Raw genomic sequence first — 23,864 nt, 5'->3', positions numbered from 1 at the left:
GCGGTTAGCGATGTACCGCTGTCATTTGTTTGGGAGATCGCCCACATACGTTCCATTGAAGCCTGCATCTCTGCTGCTTCTGGGGAGCAGCAAAAACTCACAGAGACTTCTGCCAAATTAACCTGCATCCGTTGCTCGCTCATCGGCTCTGTCTAAAGACATTGTTGTATTGTAAAGGCATCTGATCACTCAAAAGATTGCTCAGCCTTTTGGGGAAGATCTACGCTGTGCTCCACCAGATATTCATAGCGGAGTCGTTCAAAACTCCGTTCACCGTAGCGATCGCTAATGTGCTCACAGCAGCACTGGATGGCAAACTCATCCAGTTCTTCCGCTAGGACGCCGTACAAGTCCTCAAAAACCTCTGGCGTCACGCGACAAAAGCGGGGGCGAGTCTCATAGATGCGACAGCGGCGGCTGAGGGGTTCAAAGTGAATACACCAGCCATCGACACCAATGAGGGATTGGTAGAGGGCAAATTCCTCTTCACTAAGAATAGTCGCTACCTCTGGGCGATCGCTCAACTCAAGGTAGCAACAAGCACCGCACCCCTGCATACACTGCCATTTTTTCATAGTTTAAGATCATGCAATGGTTTCTACGGGCATTGGTGCCTCGACGGGCACTTCCTCTAGCCAAATTTGATCACTGCGGGGATCAACACGACTTACCCGCACCAGCACGCATTCTCCCAAGTTGGCTTGCCGTTGAAAGCGCATGGCCAGCTCTATTCCCAAATCTTCTAAAAGGATTAACCCCAGCCCCTCCTCAGGCCGCAACCAACGCAGCAAAATTCCCCGCCACACTTCCTCACGATGCCGCCGCAGGTATTCTAAACACCAATAGCGGTTGGTTTGCCGCTCCACTAAAGAAGATTCCTGAACCGAGGAGAGCAGTCCCAAGAGAGTTTCATTGAGTTGTTCGGAGGTCAGGGGCGGCGTTTCCCCTCGCAGGTAGGCTTTAATCTGACGGTGCGCCAATAAATCTGTGTAGCGACGAATCGGGGAGGTCACTTGGCAGTAGGCATCAAGGCCAAGGCTAGCATGGGGACTCGGTTGCGTAGTCATCTCACTGCGGGGCATACAGCGACGAATGGCACAGTCACGTACCATGCCAGCGGGCAATTGTAACAACTCCTCCTCCGAGGGCAGTTCCGGTGGGGATTGGCTGCGAAAGGGCAGTGGGATTCCCTCACGGGCACCAAAATGGGCAGCCACTTCACCGGCTAGAATCATCATTTCCGCCACCAACTGGCGCGCGGGTGAGTCGTGAAGAGGCGAGATTTCCACCTCTTCATTGGTTACTTTAATGTTGGGTTCAGGAATACTAATGCGAATCGCTCCCCGTTGCTGTCGCCACTCACTCCGCCGCAGTCCCCATTGAGCAATCGCCAGCAACTCCGCTTCGCCAGTGACCCCCTGCTCCAAAATCATGTCCACATCGTCATAGCTGAGGCGATAGGTGGGGCGAATCCAACTGGGGCAAATTTCGTACTCCAAGACCTCGCCGCTGTCGGCCAAGAGAATGCCAAAGCTGAGGGCACAACAGGTTTGCCCTGCCACCAAGCTCATCGGGCCTGTGGCCAGCTCCGCGGGAAACATGGGAATCATTCCCGTCGGCAGATAGATGGTTGTGGCGCGGCGGCGAGCCTCCAGATCTAAGACATCATCCACCATCACCCAGCGGCTGGGATCGGCAATGTGAATCCACAGCTTTTGGCGATCGCCAACAATTTCGAGGCTAAGGCCATCGTCAATTTCTTGGGTACTTTCGTCGTCAATGGTATAGACCTTCAGATGGGTAAGATCGCGGCGCAAGGGAGCGTCAATGTCTGTAGGGGGGGAGGTGAGGCGTTCATGGGCCACAGCAAGTACCTTGGCAGAAAATTCAACATCAATTTGACTACGGCGCAGGAACAGATTTTCGTGCTCTGACCAAAGGCCAAGATCCACCAGCAGTTGAAAGGCTCCCAAGGGCTGGGTGGGTCGCTTCAATTCACTGAGTAGGTCAATGGCTGCCTGGTGCTGGGCACTGGGTTCAATGGCTATAGCATAACGTTCTAACTGTTCAAGGCGCTTGCGATCGCTGGCGGACCATGCCACCGTTTCCCCCTTAAGCGCTTGGGTCAAATGTTCACGGAAGCTGACTTCCTCCGCCAAGCGTTGGGCTTCCCGCTCACTTTGATATTTGAGTTCTGCCACCTGGGCAGCCGGTCGAGGCTCGTAGGTTTCTCCCTTGAGCTTGAAATAGAAGCGATCTTCACTCAGAAGATAGTGAGCAGCGTAGCAGGCCACCGGCGATCGCTCCGCAAAAAGCAGCTCCGCCAGATCTGCTGGAGTAATGGTGCGGTTTTCCTCACGGAGAATTTCCCATGCCACCTCTAGGCTGTCGGTGTCTAGGAGCGGCTGCACTTGCTGCCAAAAGGCGGGGATCTCCTGGGGACGAAACCGTTCCTCAGGTACTGTAAAGGTCAGTTGGCGCGGATGAATTGTGTGGGCTTGCAAATGTTGATCAATGGCAATCCAATGCTTTTTACCTTCGGGCCGATCAATAACCGCCAAGCGACGCTGGTTATTAACCCGAAATTCAATGAGGGTGCCTTTCTCCACGGCTGCCGTGCTGTACCATAACTTGATAATTATAGTTTATTGCCTCTTACTGAGCAGCAGGGGATAACCACAGTAGCGCTCCAAAAGGACAATGGCAACAATGTCATCAATGGGACGCGGGGGCAGGCGCAAACCCTTGGGAATCAGCCGCTGCCACCCTTGGGGCGCAAAAAGTTGCCAATAACGATCGCGCGCCTCTAGGGTGCTATTGCGCTCATCCACAGCAATAACCTCTACTGCTAAAACCTCTTGAAGTTGGCGCCGCCATTGCCTTGAAGTGGTTTGATTGCCCATAATCACTTGTTCAAATGGATAGACTGCATGCCACTCTTGGACACAGGCGATCGCGCGATCGCTGGCCACCACTTCGTAACACACCACCTCTTGACCGAGGGCAAGGGCTAAACCACACTTGTCCCGCCCCGGATCAAATCCCAACAGATACCTAATGCGACCCATTTCCGTCATTTGCTAGAGTAGACAAAGTATCGAATTTGGAGCGATCGCCCTGTGAGCCTACCCGCTGCGACCATCCGTCGTCTGTTGAATGTACCGCAAGTTTCTAGCGCTTGGGTGGGTGGCGGACGCAGTCTCGACAAGATTAACGACCGGGTCTTTGGCGCTGCTTGGCTCGATCCCGAAGATCAGGCGATACGCAGCATGGAGCTTAGTCAACTGCCGCCAACTCCAGAACACCTAATGCGGCTATTGGTAGAAGCCATCGAACACCCCCGTCATTTTGAATGTGAACCCTGCCGTCCCCACACAATTATCGTTGATGACCGCGAGCTGCAATTTTTCCTGCGTGGCATCGTTGCCCCCCTCGACATTCAGGTGGAGTATCAAGCCCATATTCCCCTCCTTGACGAATTTTTTGAATTCATCACTGCCACAACAACAGACAATGCCGAGGATATAGAGCTACTCCCTCGAGAATACATTCCTCTTTACAAGCAAAAGGTCAAAGAATTGGCGCAACTGGACATCTGGCAGTGTCTAGACAGTATTATCCCCCTTAAGATCCACTGTGAAGCTTGGGACTCCCCCACCCTTTTTGCGGTACTGGTTAACCCCCAAAGAGCCAACCACGACTTTGGTCTGCTGCTCTACCGAGGCGAAGAGGCTCTGCGCAATTTTTGGCAGCAGATTGATCAAGAGTATCCCTATATTGGCGAAGACGACGATGAACGCCTAGAAAGAGCCATTCTGCGCAATAATTGTCTTTTTTTGAATTTTACTCAAATTAATCCAGAAGATTTAGACGACGATCTATTTTTTGTCCTCAACGGACAGCTTTACACCATTGACCCTGGAGCCATCCATCCTTTAGAAGGGATGCGCCCCTTCTACGCCCCCGAAGAAGCCGAAATGGTCTATGTGGCGATTGAGGCTCTGATCAAATTCTGGAAGAAAACAAAAAAGCAGTTCGCGCAGGGGAAGTACCCTGAACTTAATTTAAGGTTCAAGATTCCTTCGTCCTGCCATTTTGCCCTTAGCTATGAGGTGCAAGTGGCAACGGTGCCAGAGATGGTGTCAAACATTGATGATAACTCTGAGGAGAGCAACTTAAAATTCCACATCCCCATTGATACGGAAGCTATTCCCGAGCAAGCCTACATCCTCTTTAAGTTGTTTTCCCCTGAAGAGCTACAGAAATTACCAACAGTCGTCTCTTACTATCAACGGGGGGAGATTCCAAAGGGGTTTCAGGGCTATCCCGTGTTGACAATTCAAACTAAAAAAACAGCAGCGGGGGCGCTTGCTGCCAGAATTGCTGAGGAGGGCGGTATTCACCATCTGACCGTCTTTCCCCCCTCAGAAGCTGAGCAAGTAGTCATACTCCTTGCCCAAACCAATGCCAATCATCTGTGGCTTTTGGATACCTTTGACCCCGAAAACGGCTTACTGCTCCTTGACTGGATTAAGGAGGTCAATGCACTTGAAGGCGCCTGTGGTCTTGCTGTGGCCTACGGCATGACGGGCAAAACGCGGATGCAGCCAACCCTCAAGCAAATTGTGGGATTCTTTGAAACGTCCCTTGTCTTTAGTTTTGTGGACACCCAACGTCCACCGACCCCTCAGCCTATTGAGATTGCCAAACGCTAAGAAACTGCGCATTCTTTACAGATTTTACTGCTTCAGGCACGGGGCGATCGCGCCACCCAGCCGGAGGAATTGGCCGAATTTATTTTGGCTACTGAGCAATTTACGGTACTCAACGGCTTTGAGTGTGCTGATTTTACGCCTGATTGTGTTCAAGGTTTTGATGCCCTCTTTAGAGGTGGCTCCAGTGATGCCACAGTGCTCAAGAAGCCCTTCTATGGCTTTCAATTTCATCCAGAGGTGGACGATCGCGACCTGATTGCGCGGATTACTCCTTATTGCGATCGCTATTAATTAACACTGCGGAACTGGAAAAAGTGAAGCAAACAGCCCCTGCCACTCCCTACGCTAATCAGTTGATCCGTCGCTTTGTTGAAGTCGTGCTGTGCCACTCCGCCAATTGTGTTTGAATCTCTACAAGTTGCTCCTCTAGGGTAGTGCTTTGCAGCCAATAGATCCCCGGTTCTGCCCGAAACCACGTCCGCTGCCGTTTGGCAAACTGTTGGGTGTGCTGCACTGTAAGAGCAATTGCCTCTTGGAGGGACACTTCTCCGCGTAGATATTGGCGCATTTCGCGATAGCCAAGGGTATCTAAAAGGGGCAGTTCATCACCGTATTGCGCTTGGAGCTGACGAATTTCCTCTAGCCAACCCATGGCCAGCATCTGGTGGGTGCGTTCTGCAATTCGTGCCTGCTGTTGCCGGCGATCGCCCCCCGTGAGGGCAAAGTACCAAATTGGATAGCAAGGCGGTTCGCGCCGCTGCTGCTGGCTCAAGGGCACCCCTGTTACATAATAGACTTCCAAGGCGCGCAGGGTACGCACTTGATCGTGGGCATGGATGCGCCGTGCCGCCAGGGGATCCACCTGTTGGAGCCACTGGTAGCATTCCTGCTGCCCCAGAGCCATCAACTGCGCCCGCAACTGCGGTTGCGGTGGGACTTGGGGCATCGTTAGCCCTTGGGTAATACTGCGGATATACAATCCTGTGCCTCCCACTAACAGAGGCGTAATTCCTTGGGCATGGTAGTGGGCAATCAGGGCTTGGGCTTTGGCCTGGTAAATAGCTAGAGTCAGAGTGTCGCGGGGGTCACAAATATCAATGAGGTGGTGCAGCACCTGCTGTTGCTGGGCTGGAGTGGGCTTGGCGGTGCCAATATCAAAGCCTCGGTAGACTTGACGCGAGTCAGCACTCAAAATAACGCTATTCAATTGCTGGGCAAGGGCGATCGCCAGTGCCGTTTTGCCTGTAGCCGTTGCCCCCCCAATTACAATTAGCCCTACATCCCCCACTCAAATACAGCCTGAAAATTTCCTAGAATCGCCTATAACCCTTATGTGCTAAAATTTAGGTCAGATTTGACATTTAGGCAAGCAAAAACGCATTTGCCTCGATTCTATAGCAATTAGGGAGTTGCCATGACCGCCGAGTATTCCTCTGCCCAATTGCGGGTGCTCAAAGGCCTTGAACCCGTGCGGACACGACCGGGGATGTACATCGGCAGCACTGGCCCTAAGGGACTCCACCACTTGGTTTATGAAGTTGTGGACAACTCCGTTGATGAAGCCTTGGCGGGGTACTGCTCCACCATTTTAGTGCAGATCAATGCCGATGGCTCTGTAACTGTCACCGATAACGGCCGCGGCATTCCTACGGATATTCACCCTGATACGGGAGTCTCTGGGGTTGAGACGGTAATGACGGTGCTCCATGCGGGGGGCAAATTTGGCGATGGCGGCTACAAAGTCTCAGGGGGGTTGCACGGAGTAGGGGTCTCCGTAGTCAACGCCCTTTCTGAGTGGCTAGAGGTGACGGTGTGGCGCAATGGTTTTGTCCACTATCAGCGCTATGAACGGGGCGTTCCCATTACACCTTTGCAAAAGAGGCCCGATCCTGAGGAACGGCGCGGTACGTCAGTGACCTTCTTTCCCGATCGCCAGATTTTTACAGAAACGATTGAATTTGATGCCAAAGTGCTCATGACACGGCTGCGGGAACTGGCCTATCTCAATGCTGGGATTCAGATTAACTTTCAGGATTTGCGGGTCACCCCTCCTCTGGCTGAAACCTTCTGCTATGAAGGCGGCATTCGTGAATATGTCCGCTATATGGTGCAGGAAAAGGAACCTCTCCACCCGGAGATTATCTACATTCAGGGGGAAAAAAACGAAGTGCAAGTGGAAGCAGCTCTCCAGTGGTGTGCCGATGCCTATAGCGAAAACCTCCTTGGCTTTGCCAACAATATTCGCACCATTGATGGCGGTACCCACATGGAGGGGCTAAAAGCGGTGCTGACACGGACGCTCAATGCCCTTGGCCGCAAGCGCAACAAACTCAAGGACAACGATGCCAACCTTGCCGGCGAAAACATTCGCGAAGGCCTGACGGCAATCATTTCTGTGAAAGTGCCCAACCCCGAATTTGAAGGACAAACAAAAACCAAGCTTGGCAACACGGAAGTGCGGGGCATTGTCGATGCCATTGTGGGGGAAGCCCTAACTGAATACCTCGACTTTCATCCGACGGTTACCGACGCCATTCTGGAAAAAGCCATCCAAGCTTTTAATGCGGCTGAAGCAGCACGGCGGGCACGGGAAATGGTGCGTCGCAAGTCGGTGCTAGAGTCTTCAACACTGCCAGGGAAATTAGCGGATTGCAGTTCCCGAGATCCTGCTGTCTCCGAGATTTTCATTGTTGAGGGGGATTCTGCGGGGGGGAGTGCCAAACAGGGGCGCGATCGCCGCTTTCAAGCAATTCTGCCACTGCGGGGGAAGATTCTCAACATTGAGAAAACCGATGACGCCAAAATCTATAAAAATAATGAGGTGCAGTCCTTAATTACTGCCTTGGGTTTAGGCATGAAGGGCGAGGAATTTGATCCTACGAAGCTGCGCTATCACAAGGTCATTCTCATGACGGACGCAGACGTGGATGGTTCCCATATTCGCACGCTGTTGCTGACCTTTTTCTATCGCTATCAGCAGGAATTAATTAACCAAGGTTTTGTCTATATTGCCTGCCCTCCCCTATACAAAGTGGAGCGCGGACGACAGCACTTCTATTGCTATAGCGATCGCGAGCTACAACAGCAAATTGCATCGTTCCCTGAAAATGCCAACTACACCATTCAACGCTTTAAGGGCTTAGGGGAAATGATGCCAGAGCAGTTGTGGGAAACAACAATGAACCCAGAGACGCGCCTTCTCAAACGGGTGGAGATCGAAGATGCGGCTGAGGCCGATCGCATTTTCACAATCCTCATGGGCGATCGCGTAGGACCGCGCCGCGAATTTATCGAGACCTATGGTCCACAGTTGGCACTAGAAAACCTCGATATCTAAACCGACCCCCAGAGGAGATGTGCTATATTAGCTGTAGTTTGGCTGCGACGTTGGTGACTGCCAATATTGTTTTGTGATCTACAACTGCAAAACATTTGGGAATCAACACTGTGGGCGGCAGTAAACTGGCCTTCGAGCCAGAAACTTCTAAGTCTGCAGTTAGCATTCCCCCCTAGTCTTTACTAGGTCATAAACTGAGGTAAAACGGCGTCGCGGTTAAACTTTTCCTGACCATGAGCTATCGTTACATTCTCCTGTACAAGCCCTATCGGGTGCTGTGTCAGTTTCAGGATCAAAAGGGGCGAGCCACCCTCAAAGATTATGTGCCTATTTCTAATGTCTATCCCGCTGGCCGCCTAGACTATGACAGTGAAGGATTGGTACTTCTTACGGATGATGGCTGGTTACAACACCGCTTGACCGATCCCCGCTATGGCCATCCGCGCACCTACTGGGTTCAAGTGGAAGGGGAACCGACGCCAGTAGCCCTGCAACAGCTCACAGAAGGGGTAGTCATTCAAGGCTACCGTACGCGGCCAGCAATTGCTGAGATTCTCAATCCAGAGCCGCCCTTACCGCCGCGGAATCCCCCAATTCGTTACCGCCGTCATATTCCTACGCAGTGGCTCAGCTTGACCCTGCGGGAAGGTCGGAATCGTCAAGTCCGGCGCATGACAGCAGCGGTAGGATTCCCCACACTGCGCTTGGTACGGGTAGCGATCGCCCACTTGCAATTGGGTGACCTTGCCCCCGGCCAGTGGCGGGAACTCTCTCCCCAAGAGCGGCAAGCCCTTCGGCAGATGTGTGGTCAGCGACCCACTCAATGTGCTTAGTATTCTTTAACAATTTTGAGGAACTATATTAAGATTAGGTAACACTTACTATTTGCAACAGCGCTACATTGATTGATGAGGTCGTCCCATGGGACAGCCGTTTTTTAATAAGATTGGTCGTCCGTGGCTAATTGGGGGAGCGATCGCCATCGGCTTGGGAAGTTTTGCACTGAGTCTCAACTACTGGACGCAACAACAACGCGCCAATGAAGAGCGAGCAATTCAAGCTGCTTTGGCTCATCCAGTGAGCGATCGCATTACGGCATTGGGTCGCTTGGAACCTGAAGGGGAAGTGGTGGCCGTCAGTGCTCCCTCAATGACCGAGCGGTTAGGGCAGCTCCTAGTGCGCGAGGGCGATCGCGTGGTTGCCGGTCAGCCCCTTGCCTATTTAGACACTTATCCAGAGCGCAAGGCAGAGCGAGACTTAGCAGCAAGTCAATTGCAGGAAGCCCGCCTGCGCTATGACGCCGAAACTCGCTTAGCCCTTGCTCAAATTAATGAAGCACAGCGCCGTCGCGATCGCGCCAATGAACCCGCCATTGCGGCTATTCAAGCTCAACAGGCCACGATTCAGCGCATCCAAGCGGAACTAGAGACCGCCAATCGTGAGTATCAGCGGTTTGCCCAACTCTTTGCCAATGGGGCAATTTCTCAACAGGATTTAGATGACCGCACCGTTCGCGTGCGGAGCTTACAGGAAGAATTGCGCAACGCCCAAGCCAACCTCGTTCGTTTGCAGGAGGAACGCCGCACAGAACTCGCCACTGCAAATGCTCAAGTGGACGCTGCCCAAGCCAATCTTGAACGAGTGCAAACCCAAGTGCAACTCCTTTCAGCAAAACGCAATCTGCAACTAGCGGAAGCCCGCCTTGAACGCACGATTATTCGTGCCCCCCAAAATGGTCGCGTGCTGCGGATTCACACTAAAGCAGGAGAGACCATCAGTGAACGGGGCATTCTTGAACTCGGCAATACTGACCAAATGTATGCCGTTGCTGAAGTGTATGAGACCGATGTGCCCCGTGTCCATGTCGGTCAACGGGCTGAAATTCGCAGCAGTGTCCTAAGGACACCAATTACCGGGCGCGTTACACGCGTGGGACTCTTAGTTGCCAAAAACGATGTCACCGATACCGACCCTGCCGCTAAAACCGATGTGCGGGTTGTGGAGGTCAGAATTCGCTTAGATAACAGCGAGCCAGTGGCGGGTCTGACCAATATGCAGGTGGAAGTGGCGATTGATCCCCGCTGAGGTGCACAGATGATTTTTGCGATTCCCTTGGCTTGGTTGCAACTCATTCGGGAGCGGATTCGCCTCTTGGTGGCGATTGCCGGCATTGCCTTTGCCGTGGTGCTAATGCTCATGCAGTTTGGCTTTCGCGATGCCCTTTTTAAGGCGGCAGTGCGCTTCCACGAGAGCCTCAACACCGATATTGTTCTCATTAGTCCCCAATCCACGGCACTGATTGCCATGCGCAGCTTCCCTCGACGGCGACTCTACCAAGCAGCGGGTTTTGAAGGGGTGGCGTCCGTTTCTCCCCTCTACCTCAGTTTTGGTCTGTGGCGCAATCCCATTAATAAAAGTACCCGTCAACTAATGGTGATTGGCGTGGATCCGATGGCGGTATCTATTTCGGTATCTGATACCCCCCACTGGCAGGATGCCATTAAACTAGCGGATCATGTCCTTTTTGATGCCCAATCCCGCGCTGAGTTTGGCCCAATTCCAGAGCTATACCGCCAAGGGGAAGAGGTGACCACCGAAGTTTCTGGCCGCAAAATCACCGTAGCAGGCCTATTTCGCATGGGCGCTAACTTTGGCGCCGATGGCAATTTACTCACGAGTGACTTGAACTTTTTGCGTCTCTTTCCTGAACGCAATCCCGGTCTAATTGACGTGGGTTTGGTGCGGGTGCAGCCGGGGGTGAATACCAAGGCACTGGCACGGCGGATGAAGGCTGCTCTGGGGAATGATGTCTTGGTCATGACCCGTGAGGAGTTTGCTGAGTTTGAACGCAGTTACTGGGAAAAGAGTACCTCCATCGGCTTTATTTTCTCCCTCGGCGCCTTGATGGGTTTTATTGTTGGCTCTGTGATTGTTTATCAAATTCTCTACACCGATGTCACGGATCACTTGGCGGAGTATGCCACCCTGAAAGCGATGGGCTATCGCGACGTATTCTTCTATGGTGTGGTGATGCAGGAATCGTTGATTCTTTCCTGTATGGGCTATATTCCGGGGTTTATTGTTTCGTTTCTACTGTATATCCTCATTGCCAATGCCACATCGCTGCCAGTTTGGATGACGGTGGAGCGAGCAAGTTTAGTGTTTACACTCACGGTGCTCATGTGTACTCTCTCAGGGGCGATCGCCATGCGGCGAATTCAACAAGCCGATCCTGCGGATATTTTTTAGGAGGGTGTTATGGAGCCGGTGATCCAGATTCAAGGCCTCAATCACTACTTTGGTCAGGGGCAACTGCGCAAGCAAATTCTCTTTAATCTACATACTCGCATTGAAGCGGGTGAGATTGTGATCATGACGGGGCCTTCAGGATCGGGAAAAACGACACTTTTAACCTTGATTGGTGCCTTGCGATCAGCTCAAGAGGGCAGCCTACGAGTACTTGGTCAAGAGCTACGCAACGCCACCAAAAAGCAGCTGATTCAAATCCGGCGTCAAACGGGCTACATCTTCCAAAGTCACAATCTGCTCCATGCCTTGACCGCTCGCCAAAATGTGCAGATGGCATTGGATTTGCAACCCCACCTGAGTCAACAGGAAGCCCGAGAACGGGTGGAAGCAATGCTCTGTGCTGTTGGCCTTGGCGAGCGCCTTGACTATTATCCCCATGAACTGTCGGGAGGGCAAAAGCAACGAGTGGCGATCGCTCGCGCTCTTGTTGGGCATCCCAAAATTGTTCTTGCCGATGAACCCACGGCTGCCCTCGATAAAAAATCTGGTCGTGATGTGGTGGAAATCATGCGTGCCCTTGCCCGCGAACAAGGCTGTACCATTTTAATCGTAACGCACGACAACCGCATTCTCGATGTCGCCGATCGCATTATTCACATGGAAGACGGCCGTCTTGCGGAAACCACAATTGGCGTTTCTGCCTAACTTAGATAGGAACAGCCAGCGCAGCGTGAATCCCCTGAGGAGATTTGCAACTCTACAGCGGACGCTACCGATTTTAGACAGGGGCGATCCGCCTCAGTCGCCAGGTCTTTGGGTGCCTTTATAATCAAAAAAGCTGAACTTCATAACACAGCCGTGTACATGGCCTCCCCTACCCTATCTTGAAGGAGCACCTGAATCGGTTGTTGAAGTTGCCAATGGTAGTGCCGCCTCCGATCTGCATGGCAAACTAGATGTGTATGGCTGCTGTAGTCTCCAAGAATATCTAGCCTGAATTTTCACCGCTATCTCAAGAAGGAGGCAACCTAGCGCCACTAAGTGGCCGATGTTTACCTTTATGGCTACACCGGCTTGCTATTCACCCCTTGTGCTAGAAGCCTTGAAGCTTTGCAAACAGGATTGAGGGCGCGATCGCCCAAATAACCGTTCTATGCTATGGTCATAGGTAGCGGCTTGCAAGCGCAGCAGTGGCACTTGTCAACTCTTTTCGATTCCAACAGCTTCATCACGCCAAAGGTCTCCGACGGCAGTATTTGCCGTAAGCGGAGCTTTTGGCATGCTTGACAAAGTGATGCCTCTTCGCTTAAGATGCAAGATCCGCGTTTTAGCGATACCCTCTAGAGGACATACATGGCTAGTAATCAGATTTACACGCCACCCGCTTTTACTTTGCCAGACCTTGTCGAGATTCAGCGGGCCAGCTTCCGATGGTTTCTTGAAGAAGGACTCATTGAAGAGCTAGAGAGTTTCTCCCCGATTACGGATTATACCGGCAAAATTGAGTTGCACTTTTTGGCCAAGGACTACAGACTCAAGGAGCCGAAGTATAGCGTTGATGAGGCCAAGCGGCGGGATGCCACCTATTCAATGCAGATGTATGTCCCGACCCGCCTCATTAATAAAGAAAATGGCAATATCATTGACCAAGATGTATTCATCGGCGATCTGCCCTTGATGACAGACCGTGGCACATTTATTATTAATGGTGCCGAACGTGTCATTGTCAACCAAATTGTTCGCAGTCCCGGTGTTTACTACAAATCAGAAACCGACAAAAATGGTCGCCGCACCTACAATGCCAGTCTCATTCCCAACCGAGGCGCTTGGTTAAAGTTTGAAACCGACAAAAACGATCTGCTTTGGGTACGCATTGACAAAACCCGTAAGCTCTCAGCACATGTCCTTCTCAAAGCCTTAGGCCTCACTGATAGCGAAATCCTAGAGCGGCTACGTCACCCAGAGTACTACCAAAAAACCATTGAAAAAGAAGGCAAATTCTCTGAAGAAGATGCCCTCATTGAACTGTACAAAAAACTGCGCCCAGGGGAGCCACCCACAGTTTCAGGTGGACAACAGCTACTGGAGTCGCGCTTCTTTGACCCCAAGCGCTATGATCTTGGTCGGGTCGGTCGCTACAAGCTCAACCGCAAGCTGCAATTGAATATTCCCGATACGGTGCGCATCCTCACCCCAGAGGATATTCTAGCGGCCATTGACTATCTGATTAACCTAGAGTTCGATCTGGGCACCATTGATGACATCGACCACTTGGGGAACCGTCGTGTACGTTCGGTGGGGGAATTGCTGCAAAACCAAGTGCGCGTTGGCCTCAATCGCCTAGAGCGGATTATTCGCGAGCGGATGACGGTGTCTGACACCGATTCTTTGACCCCCACTTCGCTAGTGAATCCGAAGCCCTTGGTAGCGGCCATTAAGGAATTCTTTGGCTCCAGCCAGCTTTCCCAGTTTATGGATCAAACCAACCCCCTTGCGGAACTTACCCATAAGCGGCGCTTGAGTGCCCTTGGCCCAGGGGGGCTTACCCGTGAACGGGCAGGCTTTGCAGTGCGGGATATTCACCCTAGCCACTATGGTCGCATTTGTCCCATTGAAACCCCTGAAGGTCCCAATGCTGGGCTGATTGGTTCCTTGGCTACCCACGCCCGCGTCAATGAGTATGGCTTTATTGAGACGCCCTTTTATCCCGTGAAGGATGGCCGCGTTCTCAAGGATCAGCCGCCCGTCTATATGACCGCTGACGAAGAGGATGACAAACGGGTGGCCCCAGGGGATGTGCCCACTGATGAAAACGGCTACATCCTTGGGGATGTGGTACCTGTGCGTTATCGCCAAGATTTCACCACCACCACCCCCGATCAAGTGGACTACGTGGCGGTTTCGCCAGTGCAGATTATCTCCGTGGCCACATCCTTAATTCCCTTCCTAGAGCACGATGATGCGAACCGTGCCCTCATGGGGTCCAACATGCAACGGCAGGCGGTACCATTGTTGCGTCCCCAGCGTCCTTTGGTGGGGACAGGTCTAGAAGCTCAGGCAGCACGGGACTCTGGGATGGTGGTCCTCAGCCAGACCAATGGCGTTGTCACCTATGTGGATGCTAACCAAATTCGCATTAAGACCGATAATGGCCCTGAGATTAGCTACACGCTGCAAAAGTATCAACGCTCTAACCAAGATACCTGCTTAAACCAGCGACCGATTGTCTTTGTCGGCGATCGCGTCCAAGCAGGACAAGTGATTGCCGATGGCTCCGCCACCGAGGGGGGTGAACTTGCCCTTGGCCAAAATATTCTTGTGGCCTATATGCCGTGGGAAGGCTACAACTACGAAGACGCAATCTTGATCAGCGAACGGCTGGTGCAAGAGGATGTCTATACCTCCATTCACATTGAGAAGTATGAAATCGAGGCGCGACAAACCAAACTTGGGCCTGAGGAGATTACCCGCGAAGTGCCCAACGTCTCTGAAGATGCCCTGCGGCAATTGGATGAAAACGGCATTATCCGCATCGGTGCCTTTGTAGAGGCGGGCGATATTCTTGTCGGTAAAGTTACTCCCAAAGGGGAATCGGATCAGCCCCCCGAAGAAAAACTCCTACGTGCCATCTTTGGAGAAAAAGCACGGGATGTGCGGGATAACTCCCTGCGGGTGCCCAATGGTGAAAAAGGTCGCGTGGTTGATGTGCGCGTCTTTACCCGTGAGCAGGGGGATGAGCTGCCGCCCGGTGCCAATATGGTGGTGCGGGTTTATGTGGCGCAGAAGCGCAAAATCCAAGTGGGGGATAAAATGGCCGGTCGCCACGGCAACAAAGGGATTATTTCCCGAATTCTCCCTGTAGAGGATATGCCCTTCCTGCCCGATGGCCGTCCTGTAGATATTGTCCTCAATCCTTTGGGGGTACCCTCGCGGATGAATGTGGGGCAAATCTATGAGTGCCTGTTGGGCTGGGCTGGCGCATGCCTAGGTCGCCGCTTCAAAATTACTCCCTTTGATGAAATGCATGGCAAGGAGAAATCCCGAGAAACAGTTCATGCCAAGCTGAAAGAAGCCAAAGAAGTCACAGGTCAAGATTGGGTCTTTAATGCGAACGACCCAGGCAAAATGGTGGTCTATGATGGCCGCACCGGTGAACCCTTTGACCGCCCGGTAACAGTGGGGATGGCCTATATGTTGAAGCTGGTGCACTTGGTGGACGATAAAATCCATGCCCGCTCTACTGGCCCTTACTCCTTGGTGACCCAACAGCCCCTCGGCGGTAAGGCTCAGCAAGGGGGTCAGCGTTTTGGCGAAATGGAGGTGTGGGCACTGGAGGCCTATGGTGCTGCCTATACCCTCCAAGAGTTGCTCACGGTGAAGTCCGATGATATGCAAGGACGCAATGAAGCCCTCAATGCCATTGTCAAAGGTCAATCGATTCCCCGGCCGGGCACGCCAGAATCCTTTAAGGTGCTGATGCGGGAACTGCAGTCCCTGTGCTTGGATATTTCCGTGCGCAAGGCCAGTATTCCCAGCTTTGATGACGATGGGGAAACAAAACCTGACCCCGAGGTGGATTTGATGGTGGATGCCAGTCCTCGCCGCACGCCGCCACGGCCCACCATTGACTACAGTGCCCTTGATGATGCAGACGACAAAGAAGGGGCAACGACATTCTAGACGCGCGGCACCTATTCAGCTTGTTGGGGGCGATCGCCCCCTCAAACCATTCATCGCCAAAGGATTTGTGAGTTTATGCCCAGAATTGAGCAACGCTTTGATTATGTAAAAGTGTCCCTCGCGTCACCGGAGCGCATCATCCAATGGGGTCAGCGCACGCTCCCCAACGGTCAAGTAGTGGGCGAGGTCACTAAACCAGAAACCATCAACTACCGTACGCTCAAGCCGGAGATGGATGGCCTCTTCTGCGAGCGAATTTTTGGTCCTGCCAAAGATTGGGAGTGTCACTGCGGCAAGTATAAGCGGGTGCGCCATCGTGGCATTGTCTGCGAACGCTGTGGCGTTGAGGTCACCGAATCGCGGGTGCGGCGGCATCGCATGGGTTACATCAAATTGGCCGCCCCGGTCACCCATGTGTGGTACCTCAAAGGGATTCCCAGCTACATGGCCATCCTACTGGATATGCCGCTGCGGGACGTGGAGCAGATTGTCTATTTCAACTCCTATGTGGTGCTCAATCCCGGCAATCACCCGGCTCTCAGCTACAAGCAGCTCCTGAGCGAAGATCAGTGGCAGGAAATCGAAGAAGAGCTCTACAGCGAAGACTCAGAGCTAGACGGCATCGAAGTGGGCATTGGGGCTGAAGCTATCCAACGCCTGCTTCGGGATTTGGATTTACAAGCGGAGGCCGACCAGCTGCGGCAAGAAATCCTCAACTCCAAGGGGCAAAAACGCGCCAAGCTGATCAAACGGCTGCGAGTCATTGATAACTTTATTGCCACTGGCGCAAAACCGGAATGGATGGTGTTGACGGTGATTCCCGTTATTCCACCGGATCTACGGCCAATGGTGCAATTGGATGGGGGACGCTTTGCCACCTCTGACCTCAATGACTTGTACCGCCGCGTCATTAACCGCAACAATCGCCTTGCCCGTCTCCAAGAAATCCTTGCGCCAGAAATTATTGTCCGCAATGAGAAGCGGATGTTGCAAGAGGCGGTGGATGCCCTGATTGATAATGGTCGTCGCGGGCGCACAGTGGTGGGTGCCAATAACCGTCCCCTCAAGTCCCTTTCGGACATTATTGAGGGCAAACAGGGGCGCTTCCGCCAAAACCTCCTAGGGAAACGGGTGGACTACTCGGGTCGTTCGGTAATTGTGGTAGGGCCAAAGCTGCAAATGCACCAATGCGGCTTGCCTCGGGAAATGGCTATTGAGCTCTTCCAGCCCTTTGTGATTCACCGCCTGATTCGTCAGCAAATTGTTAACAACATTAAGGCGGCAAAGCGGATGATTCAGCGGAATGACCCCCAGATTTGGGATGTGTTGGAGGAGGTGATTGAGGGTCACCCCGTGTTGCTCAACCGGGCACCGACACTCCACCGTTTGGGAATTCAGGCCTTTGAGCCAATTCTAGTGGAGGGGCGGGCCATTCAGCTGCACCCCTTGGTGTGTCCTGCCTTCAACGCAGACTTTGACGGTGATCAAATGGCGGTGCACGTGCCCCTTTCAATTGAGGCCCAGGCGGAGGCGCGGATGCTAATGTTGGCCTCGAACAATATCCTGTCGCCGGCCACAGGCAAGCCAATTATTACCCCCAGCCAAGATATGGTGTTGGGCTGCTATTACTTGACTGCGGAAAATCCGAAGCTGCCCGACTATGGCGATCGCTACTATGCCAACTTCCAAGATGTGGTCATGGCCTACGAACAGGGACACTTGCCCCTCCATGCCTTTGTCTGGGTGCGCTACGACGGTGAGGTGGATGATGGCAACAGCAGTGAACCCCGGATTACAACCTATGAAGATGGCTGCCGTTTGCTGGAGTACCCCCTGCGGCGGGTCAAAGAGGATGCCAACGGTCAACTGATTTCCCAGTACATCCGCACCACCCCCGGTCGCATCATCTACAACCAAACGATTCAAGAAGCCCTAGCCAGTTAATTTGGGAGACCCCAACACCATGACTGAGAAAAAGCCTGTTTTCTTTAACCGCGTTATTGACAAAAAAGGTTTGCGGGATTTGATTGCTTGGTCGTTTAGCAACTTTGGCACCGCCCGCACAGCGGAAATGGCGGATAAAGTCAAAGACCTTGGTTTTCGCTATGCCACCCGCGCCGGCGTTTCCATCAGTGTGGATGACCTGCTTGTTCCGCCGAAAAAACAAGAACTCCTCGAAGCAGCAGAAAAAGAAATTAAAACCGCCCAAGAGCGCTACTCACGGGGGGAAATTACGGAAGTAGAACGCTTCCAGAAGGTGATTGACACTTGGAACACCACTAATGAAGAGCTCAAAAACGAAGTGGTGCGCCATTTCCGCAATACCGATGTTCTCAACTCCGTCTATATGATGGCTTTTTCTGGCGCACGGGGGAATCTCTCCCAGGTGCGTCAGTTGGTGGGGATGCGGGGTCTGATGGCCAATCCCCAGGGGGAAATCATTGACCTGCCAATTAAAACCAACTTCCGTGAAGGGCTGACGGTGACAGAGTACATTATTTCCTCCTATGGCGCCCGCAAGGGGTTAGTGGATACAGCACTGCGGACAGCGGACTCTGGTTACTTGACCCGTCGCTTGGTGGATGTCTCCCAAGATGTGATTATCCGCGAAGAGGATTGTGAAACGGAGCGGGGCATTACCTTGCGCAGTATGAGGGTGGGGGATAAGGTACTAGCGCTAGAAGACCGGCTCTTGGGTCGAGTGGCGCTCAATGATGTCTGCCATCCCGAAACGGGCGAAGTGCTGGTGGCCAAAAATCAAGCTATCTCCGCCGATCTGGCGAAGAAAATTGTCAATGCTGGGATTGAAGAAGTGGTGGTGCGATCGCCCCTCACCTGCGAAGCCACTGGCTCTGTTTGTCGTCTCTGCTACGGCTGGAGTCTTGCCCATGCCAGATTGGTGGATATGGGAGAAGCCGTGGGAATTATTGCTGCTCAATCCATTGGCGAACCCGGTACTCAGTTGACAATGCGCACGTTCCACACAGGGGGTGTGTTTACGGGGGAAGTGGCGCGCCAAGAACGTGCGCCCTTTGCTGGCACTGTGGAGTACAGCAAGAAATTACGGGTCCGCCCCTACCGCACCCGCCACGGCGACGATGCTTTTATTGTTGAAACTGCCGGCCAGCTCCAGCTCAAAGGTGATCAGCAAACCCAAGAGTTGGAACTTCCCCAGGGGGCGATTGTGCTGGTGGAGGATGGAGAAACCGTGGAAGCGGGTCAACTCTTGGTAGAGGTGGCTCAAGCCAGCCGCAGTGTCCGCAAGGCGGTAGAAAAAGTGACGAAGGATGTGGCCTCCGATTTGGCGGGTCAAGTGAAGTTTGTCAATCTTGAGGCCGAAGAGAAGCGCGATCGCCAAGGCACAACCACGCGCATTGCCCCCAAAGGTGGCTTGATTTGGGTCCTCTCTGGCGAAGTCTATAATCTGCCCCCCGGTGCTGAGCCGGTCGTTAAAAATGGCGATCGCATCGAAGCCGGTACTGTGCTCGCAGAAACCGTGGTGAAAACAGAGCATGGGGGCGTCGTGCGTCTTCCAGAGCAACAGGACAGTAAAGGGGGGCGCGAGGTGGAAATCATTACCGCCTCGGTAATGCTCGATAAAGCCAAGGTGCTCAAAGAAACGCAGCAAGGCCGCGAGCACTATATTATTGAAACTGCCACTGGCCAGCGTTTTTCCCTGAAAGCCGCTCCTGGTACAAAAGTGGCCAATGGTCAAGTGGTGGCCGAACTGATTGACGATCGCTACCACACTATCACTGGCGGTATTCTCAAGTACGCCGACATCGAAGTGGCCAAAAAGGGGAAAGCCAAACAGGGTTACGAAGTCCTCAAGGGGGGAACCCTGCTGTGGATTCCCGAAGAAACCCATGAGGTAAACAAGGATATTTCCCTGCTGATGGTGGAGGACAACCAATACGTCGAAGCGGGCACAGAGGTGGTCAAGGACATCTTCTGCCAAAACAGCGGTGTCGTTGAAGTCATCCAGAAAAACGATATTCTGCGGGAAATTATCATCAAGCCCGGTGAACTTCACCTTGTGGATGATCCAGAGGCCGCACGACTAAAGCATGGCACCTTAGCACGTCCCGGCGAAGAAGTCCTCCCCGGCCTTGTGGTCGAAACCCTCTCTCAGGTGGATTATCTTGAGGACACACCTGAAGGGCCGGCAATTTTGTTGCGCCCCGTCCAAGAATTTAGTGTTCCTGATGAGCCATCGGTTCCCAGCCAAGATTCCAGTGATAGCTCAGGGCAATCCATTCGCCTGCGAGCCGTACAGCGGCTGCCTTACAAACACGATGAGCGGGTCAAATCTGTTGATGGGGTTGATCTACTGCGGACACAATTAGTCCTTGAAATTGGCAGCGAAGCACCGCAACTGGCTGCGGATATTGAAATTGTAACGGATGAAGCGGATCCGAACGCCCAGCGCCTGCAACTGGTGATTCTTGAATCCTTGGTGATTCGCCGTGACATTGCTGCGGATCAAACCCAAGGCAGTACGTTTACTTCCCTTCTTGTCAAAGATGGCGATCACATTGGCCCCGGTGCCGTGATTGCTCGGACAGACATCAAGGCTAAGCAGGCGGGTGAAGTGCAGGGCATCTTGCGCAGCGGTGAATCGGTTCGCCGCATTCTGGTCGTTACCGACAGCGATCGCCTGCAGATCGAGACTAACGGGGCTAAACCCACGGTCAAAGTTGGCGATCTCGTGCGTCCCGGCGATGAACTTGCCAAGGGAGTGACTGCCCCAGAAACAGCGGCGGTAATGGCAGTCGCCGATAACCACGTCACCCTGCGCTTAGCCCGTCCCTACCTTGTCTCGCCAGGGGCAGTGCTGCAAATTGAAGATGGTGACCTTGTGCAGCGGGGGGATAACCTTGCCCTGTTGGTCTTTGAGCGAGCGAAAACGGGTGACATCATCCAAGGGTTGCCTCGGATTGAAGAACTCCTTGAAGCGCGCCATCCCAAGGAAAAATGTGTGCTGGCTGTGCGCCCCGGTACTTGTCAAGTCACCTACAACAGTGACGATAGCGTAGATATCAAAGTCATTGAAGAGGATGGCACGATTCAGGAATACCCTGTTCTTCCTGGCCAAAGCCCCTTGGTGGTGGATGGTCAAAAGGTCAATTTGGCTGACCCACTCACCGATGGCCCTGTGGATCCCCACGACATCCTCTCGATTTACTTTGAGTACTACAAACCCCAAGGGTTACTCAAAGCCGCCCAAATTAGCTTTGAAAAGGTGCAGTCATTTTTGGTCAACGAAGTGCAGTCGGTGTACCTGACCCAAGGCATTGAGATTTCTGACAAGCACATTGAGATCATTGTCCGCCAGATGACCTCAAAAGTGCGAATTGAGGATGCCGGCGACACAATTTTGCTGTCTGGTGAACTGATGAATTTGCGCCAAGCAGAGCAGGCCAACGAACCTATGGCACTGACGGGGGGCGCCCCTGCTCAATACACCCCCGTCCTCTTGGGAATTACCAAGGCCTCGCTAAATACCGACAGCTTTATTTCAGCGGCCAGTTTCCAAGAGACAACTCGCGTGCTGACAGAAGCCGCCATTGAAGGCAAGTCCGATTGGCTGCGGGGACTCAAGGAAAACGTGATCATCGGCCGTCTCATCCCCGCAGGCACTGGCTTCAACAGCTACGAGGAAAGTAGCAATGGCAACGAGGAGTGGGAAGAAGGTGAAGAGCGTTTGGGACAAACCCACGTGATTACTTCTGAACCGGAACCTCCATCCATGACCATCAATCCTGCGGCTGACCTCGGTGAGGATGTCCTGATTGACGACGAAACTGCGCCCCACGTGATTGAAAAAATCACTGGACGAACTCGCGATTTTGAATTTGCCAGTAGTGATGCTGAGGATGAGGAGGAATTCGCAGAGGAGGAGGATGACTATGGAGACGAAGAGGAGGAAGATACCTTCTAACTAGAATCTCCCCAGCTCTAAAGAAAGCTACGGTAGGACTTGGTACCAATTTAGTCAGCATCCTAGGACAGGCTCAAAGGTGCACTTGCCGTAGCTTTTTTAGGGCAGTTTCGGAGCATACCCAATGGCAGACCAAGTTTTTGCGAAGATGCTAGAAACCCTTGCCATACCCTAAAATTGGCAGTGAAGGGGTCAAAGTAAAAATCACAGTTTCATGCCTGTTTCAGCGTATTCCAGCCTCAGGGCTGATCAATTTCGTCATCCCCGCGATCGCGAGGCCACTCAAGCACTCCAGCAACTGCCGGGGTTAGACATTCTCGTGCGATCGCTCCTAGGATCGGTAGCGGAGCAGGCATTTTACCTTGAAAATATAGGTAGCAGTCTGCGCCTAAGTGAGGAGCAACTTCCAGAGATTTACAGTCTCCATCTTGAGGCTTGCCGTATTTTGGCCGTAGAGCCACCGCAGCTTTACCTCAAGCAACATCCTGTGCCCAATGCCTACACCTTTGCTATGCGGGGCAAGCAGCCCTTTGTGGTATTGCACTCTTCTTTGGTGGAACTGCTGACGCCACAGGAATTGCAAGCAGTGCTAGCCCATGAGTTGGGGCATCTCAAATGCGAACATGGGGTGTATCTAACAATTGCCAACTTGCTCCTTTTTGCCACTAGTCAACTTTCGCCTTGGGGCTTGCTCCTAGCGCAGGGATTGCAAATGCAATTGATGCACTGGCTGCGCTGTGCTGAACTCACCTGCGATCGCGCTGCACTGTTAGTCACCCAAGACCCACGGATTGTGGCCTCGGTGCTGATGAAACTCTGTGGCGGCTCGCCGCAGTGGAGCGATCGCCTGAATCTGGATGCTTTTATTGCCCAAGCACGGGAATATGACGCTGCCGATCGAGGTTGGTACAGCCTTTTCAAGGAAGTGCAGACCAGTCAACTCACCCACCCTCTACCCGTGCTGCGGGCACGAGAGATTCTTGATTGGGCGGAAACCCAGCAGTACGATCGCCTTGTCCAGCAATTGCACCCTGCTCAGCAATAACAACGACCAAACCCATTCCCTATCAACCCCTTCTGCTGCGCCTTGCCCATGGAGCAATTGCAATTTTGGCACTCCTTGCTCTTGTTTCAGGGTTTTGGGTCTATAACACCTACGATGGCCGCTGGGGATCACTGCCCCTACCAAAGGTTGCCGATATTCAAGGCCTCCACGGTACGATTGGCCTTGTCCTTTTATTGCTGTTTCCCTTCTTTGCGCTCTACTGCTTTCATTGGGGCGATCGCCGACTATTGCATAAGAAATCTTGGGCGCAACTTTTCCAAGGGAATTGGCACGCTTGGCAACGGTTGGCCAATACCCTAATGCTGGTGGCCGTCACGTTTGCCCTCGTCACTGGGCAGATGATGCAGAGGAGTGGTTGCCCACAGGCGAGCTAAATCGAAGCTGGTACTTGGCTCATTTAGGGGCTTGGAGTGGGGTGCTACTGAGTTTGCTGTCTCACCTCCTTCTGGGAGCAAAGGCGGGGGGAGGCCACTTTTGGTTTCCATAGTCAGTTTTGCAATCCGCCCAGAGGATCGGTGGGTCAGGAACTGGTGGCGGGGTGGTAGGCTCAAACCTGCCAATCAAGTGTTGCTTGGTCTAGAAATTGTTGTTTTGTTGGGGAGTGTGGCGGCTGTTGTCTTGCCAGCTGTCATAACTGCTCAATAATGCCCCGCAGGCGATCGTAGTCGTCTTTTAGGAGGCGATTGAGATACTGTGCTGCCGCCACCAGCCACTGGCGATCGCGCTGGCGGAGGTGATACAAAGAACGCAGGGTTGCGGCCACTAAGGCATCTCCAGGGCCGTAGTGCAGGGTCAACAGCGTTCGCAAAAAGGTCAATGTTTCACTAAAGGCAATCACTTCCTCAGGAGGACAACTATAGACCTGCTGGTGCATTT

The 23,864-nt window shown here is 52.9% G+C and carries 16 protein-coding genes, 1 other RNA gene and 1 pseudogene; 13 read left to right on the top strand and 5 right to left on the bottom strand.

Features of this window, described 5'->3' with window-relative positions:
• Positions 1–185: 185 nt before the first annotated feature.
• From P3X23_RS09450 to P3X23_RS09440, 3 genes are read right to left on the bottom strand one after another with little or no spacing between them, the layout of a single operon-like run.
• Positions 186–575: a YkgJ family cysteine cluster protein gene (locus P3X23_RS09450; RefSeq protein ID WP_300875892.1), complete on the bottom strand. Its 390-nt coding sequence runs from the start codon at positions 573–575 to the stop codon at positions 186–188.
• Between the two features lie 9 nt (positions 576–584).
• Entirely contained in the window at positions 585–2,609 is a 2,025-nt protein-coding gene (locus P3X23_RS09445) for a ribonuclease catalytic domain-containing protein (RefSeq protein ID WP_300875889.1), read from the bottom strand.
• 36 nt (positions 2,610–2,645) lie between these two features.
• Complete coding sequence (locus P3X23_RS09440) at positions 2,646–3,077, bottom strand: resolvase (protein ID WP_300875886.1); 432 nt, start codon at positions 3,075–3,077, stop codon at positions 2,646–2,648.
• 42 nt (positions 3,078–3,119) lie between these two features.
• Between P3X23_RS09440 and P3X23_RS09435 the strand changes: the two genes are divergently transcribed.
• Both P3X23_RS09435 and P3X23_RS09430 read left to right on the top strand, forming a co-directional pair.
• On the top strand, positions 3,120–4,715 hold the full coding sequence (locus P3X23_RS09435; protein ID WP_300875883.1) for a hypothetical protein: 1,596 nt from the start codon (positions 3,120–3,122) through the stop codon (positions 4,713–4,715).
• Positions 4,716–4,784: 69 nt separating this feature from the next.
• Positions 4,785–5,006: a hypothetical protein gene (locus P3X23_RS09430; protein ID WP_300875880.1), complete on the top strand. Its 222-nt coding sequence runs from the start codon at positions 4,785–4,787 to the stop codon at positions 5,004–5,006.
• Positions 5,007–5,064: 58 nt separating this feature from the next.
• On the opposite strand, the gene miaA is transcribed toward P3X23_RS09430, so the two are convergent.
• On the bottom strand, positions 5,065–6,003 hold the full coding sequence (miaA, locus tag P3X23_RS09425) for a tRNA (adenosine(37)-N6)-dimethylallyltransferase MiaA (RefSeq protein ID WP_300875877.1): 939 nt from the start codon (positions 6,001–6,003) through the stop codon (positions 5,065–5,067).
• A 126-nt stretch (positions 6,004–6,129) separates the two neighbouring features.
• Here miaA and gyrB point away from each other — a divergent pair, with 126 nt between their 5' ends.
• From gyrB to P3X23_RS09370, 11 genes are all read left to right on the top strand, one after another.
• The gene (gyrB, locus tag P3X23_RS09420; RefSeq protein WP_300875874.1) at positions 6,130–8,052 is read left to right on the top strand and encodes a DNA topoisomerase (ATP-hydrolyzing) subunit B; all 1,923 of its coding nucleotides are present in this window, start codon (positions 6,130–6,132) and stop codon (positions 8,050–8,052) included.
• 36 nt (positions 8,053–8,088) lie between these two features.
• Positions 8,089–8,275, top strand: a non-coding RNA gene (gene ssrS, locus P3X23_RS09415) — 6S RNA.
• 10 nt (positions 8,276–8,285) lie between these two features.
• A complete protein-coding gene (locus P3X23_RS09410; protein ID WP_300875871.1) occupies positions 8,286–8,885 on the top strand; it encodes a pseudouridine synthase in 600 nt (199 codons plus the stop codon).
• Positions 8,886–8,973: 88 nt separating this feature from the next.
• The gene (locus P3X23_RS09405) at positions 8,974–10,137 is read left to right on the top strand and encodes an ABC exporter membrane fusion protein (protein ID WP_300875868.1); all 1,164 of its coding nucleotides are present in this window, start codon (positions 8,974–8,976) and stop codon (positions 10,135–10,137) included.
• Between the two features lie 9 nt (positions 10,138–10,146).
• Complete coding sequence (gene devC, locus P3X23_RS09400) at positions 10,147–11,301, top strand: ABC transporter permease DevC (protein ID WP_300875865.1); 1,155 nt, start codon at positions 10,147–10,149, stop codon at positions 11,299–11,301.
• Positions 11,302–11,310: 9 nt separating this feature from the next.
• Complete coding sequence (locus P3X23_RS09395) at positions 11,311–12,006, top strand: DevA family ABC transporter ATP-binding protein (protein WP_300875863.1); 696 nt, start codon at positions 11,311–11,313, stop codon at positions 12,004–12,006.
• A gap of 648 nt (positions 12,007–12,654) precedes the next feature.
• Positions 12,655–15,981: a DNA-directed RNA polymerase subunit beta gene (rpoB, locus tag P3X23_RS09390; protein ID WP_300875861.1), complete on the top strand. Its 3,327-nt coding sequence runs from the start codon at positions 12,655–12,657 to the stop codon at positions 15,979–15,981.
• A gap of 75 nt (positions 15,982–16,056) precedes the next feature.
• Complete coding sequence (locus P3X23_RS09385) at positions 16,057–17,925, top strand: DNA-directed RNA polymerase subunit gamma (RefSeq protein WP_300875857.1); 1,869 nt, start codon at positions 16,057–16,059, stop codon at positions 17,923–17,925.
• Positions 17,926–17,944: 19 nt separating this feature from the next.
• Positions 17,945–21,922, top strand: a complete 3,978-nt coding sequence (locus P3X23_RS09380) for a DNA-directed RNA polymerase subunit beta'' (RefSeq protein ID WP_300875854.1) — start codon at positions 17,945–17,947, stop codon at positions 21,920–21,922.
• A 214-nt stretch (positions 21,923–22,136) separates the two neighbouring features.
• Positions 22,137–22,967: a M48 family metallopeptidase gene (locus P3X23_RS09375; RefSeq protein ID WP_300875852.1), complete on the top strand. Its 831-nt coding sequence runs from the start codon at positions 22,137–22,139 to the stop codon at positions 22,965–22,967.
• 65 nt (positions 22,968–23,032) lie between these two features.
• A complete protein-coding gene (locus P3X23_RS09370; RefSeq protein WP_300875850.1) occupies positions 23,033–23,362 on the top strand; it encodes a hypothetical protein in 330 nt (109 codons plus the stop codon).
• Positions 23,363–23,616: 254 nt separating this feature from the next.
• Here P3X23_RS09370 and P3X23_RS09365 read toward each other — a convergent pair.
• Positions 23,617–23,864 (bottom strand): annotated as a pseudogene (locus P3X23_RS09365) (hypothetical protein); the annotation flags it as partial.

The organism is Thermosynechococcus sp. Uc (assembly GCF_029335995.1).
In the GTDB taxonomy this organism is placed as follows: Bacteria; Cyanobacteriota; Cyanobacteriia; order Thermosynechococcales; family Thermosynechococcaceae; genus Thermosynechococcus.
Note: the sequence above shows the minus strand (reverse complement) of the source record. Positions and strands in the feature narration are given on the sequence as shown.

Coding starts and splice junctions, on each gene's coding strand:
- P3X23_RS09380 (WP_300875854.1), top strand. CDS start 17,945: ATGACTGAGAAAAAGCCTGTTTTCTTTAACCGCGTTATTGACAAAAAA.
- devC (WP_300875865.1), top strand. CDS start 10,147: ATGATTTTTGCGATTCCCTTGGCTTGGTTGCAACTCATTCGGGAGCGG.
- P3X23_RS09450 (WP_300875892.1), bottom strand. CDS start 575: ATGAAAAAATGGCAGTGTATGCAGGGGTGCGGTGCTTGTTGCTACCTT.
- gyrB (WP_300875874.1), top strand. CDS start 6,130: ATGACCGCCGAGTATTCCTCTGCCCAATTGCGGGTGCTCAAAGGCCTT.
- P3X23_RS09395 (WP_300875863.1), top strand. CDS start 11,311: ATGGAGCCGGTGATCCAGATTCAAGGCCTCAATCACTACTTTGGTCAG.
- rpoB (WP_300875861.1), top strand. CDS start 12,655: ATGGCTAGTAATCAGATTTACACGCCACCCGCTTTTACTTTGCCAGAC.
- P3X23_RS09375 (WP_300875852.1), top strand. CDS start 22,137: ATGCCTGTTTCAGCGTATTCCAGCCTCAGGGCTGATCAATTTCGTCAT.
- P3X23_RS09410 (WP_300875871.1), top strand. CDS start 8,286: ATGAGCTATCGTTACATTCTCCTGTACAAGCCCTATCGGGTGCTGTGT.
- P3X23_RS09405 (WP_300875868.1), top strand. CDS start 8,974: ATGGGACAGCCGTTTTTTAATAAGATTGGTCGTCCGTGGCTAATTGGG.
- P3X23_RS09385 (WP_300875857.1), top strand. CDS start 16,057: ATGCCCAGAATTGAGCAACGCTTTGATTATGTAAAAGTGTCCCTCGCG.
- P3X23_RS09440 (WP_300875886.1), bottom strand. CDS start 3,077: ATGACGGAAATGGGTCGCATTAGGTATCTGTTGGGATTTGATCCGGGG.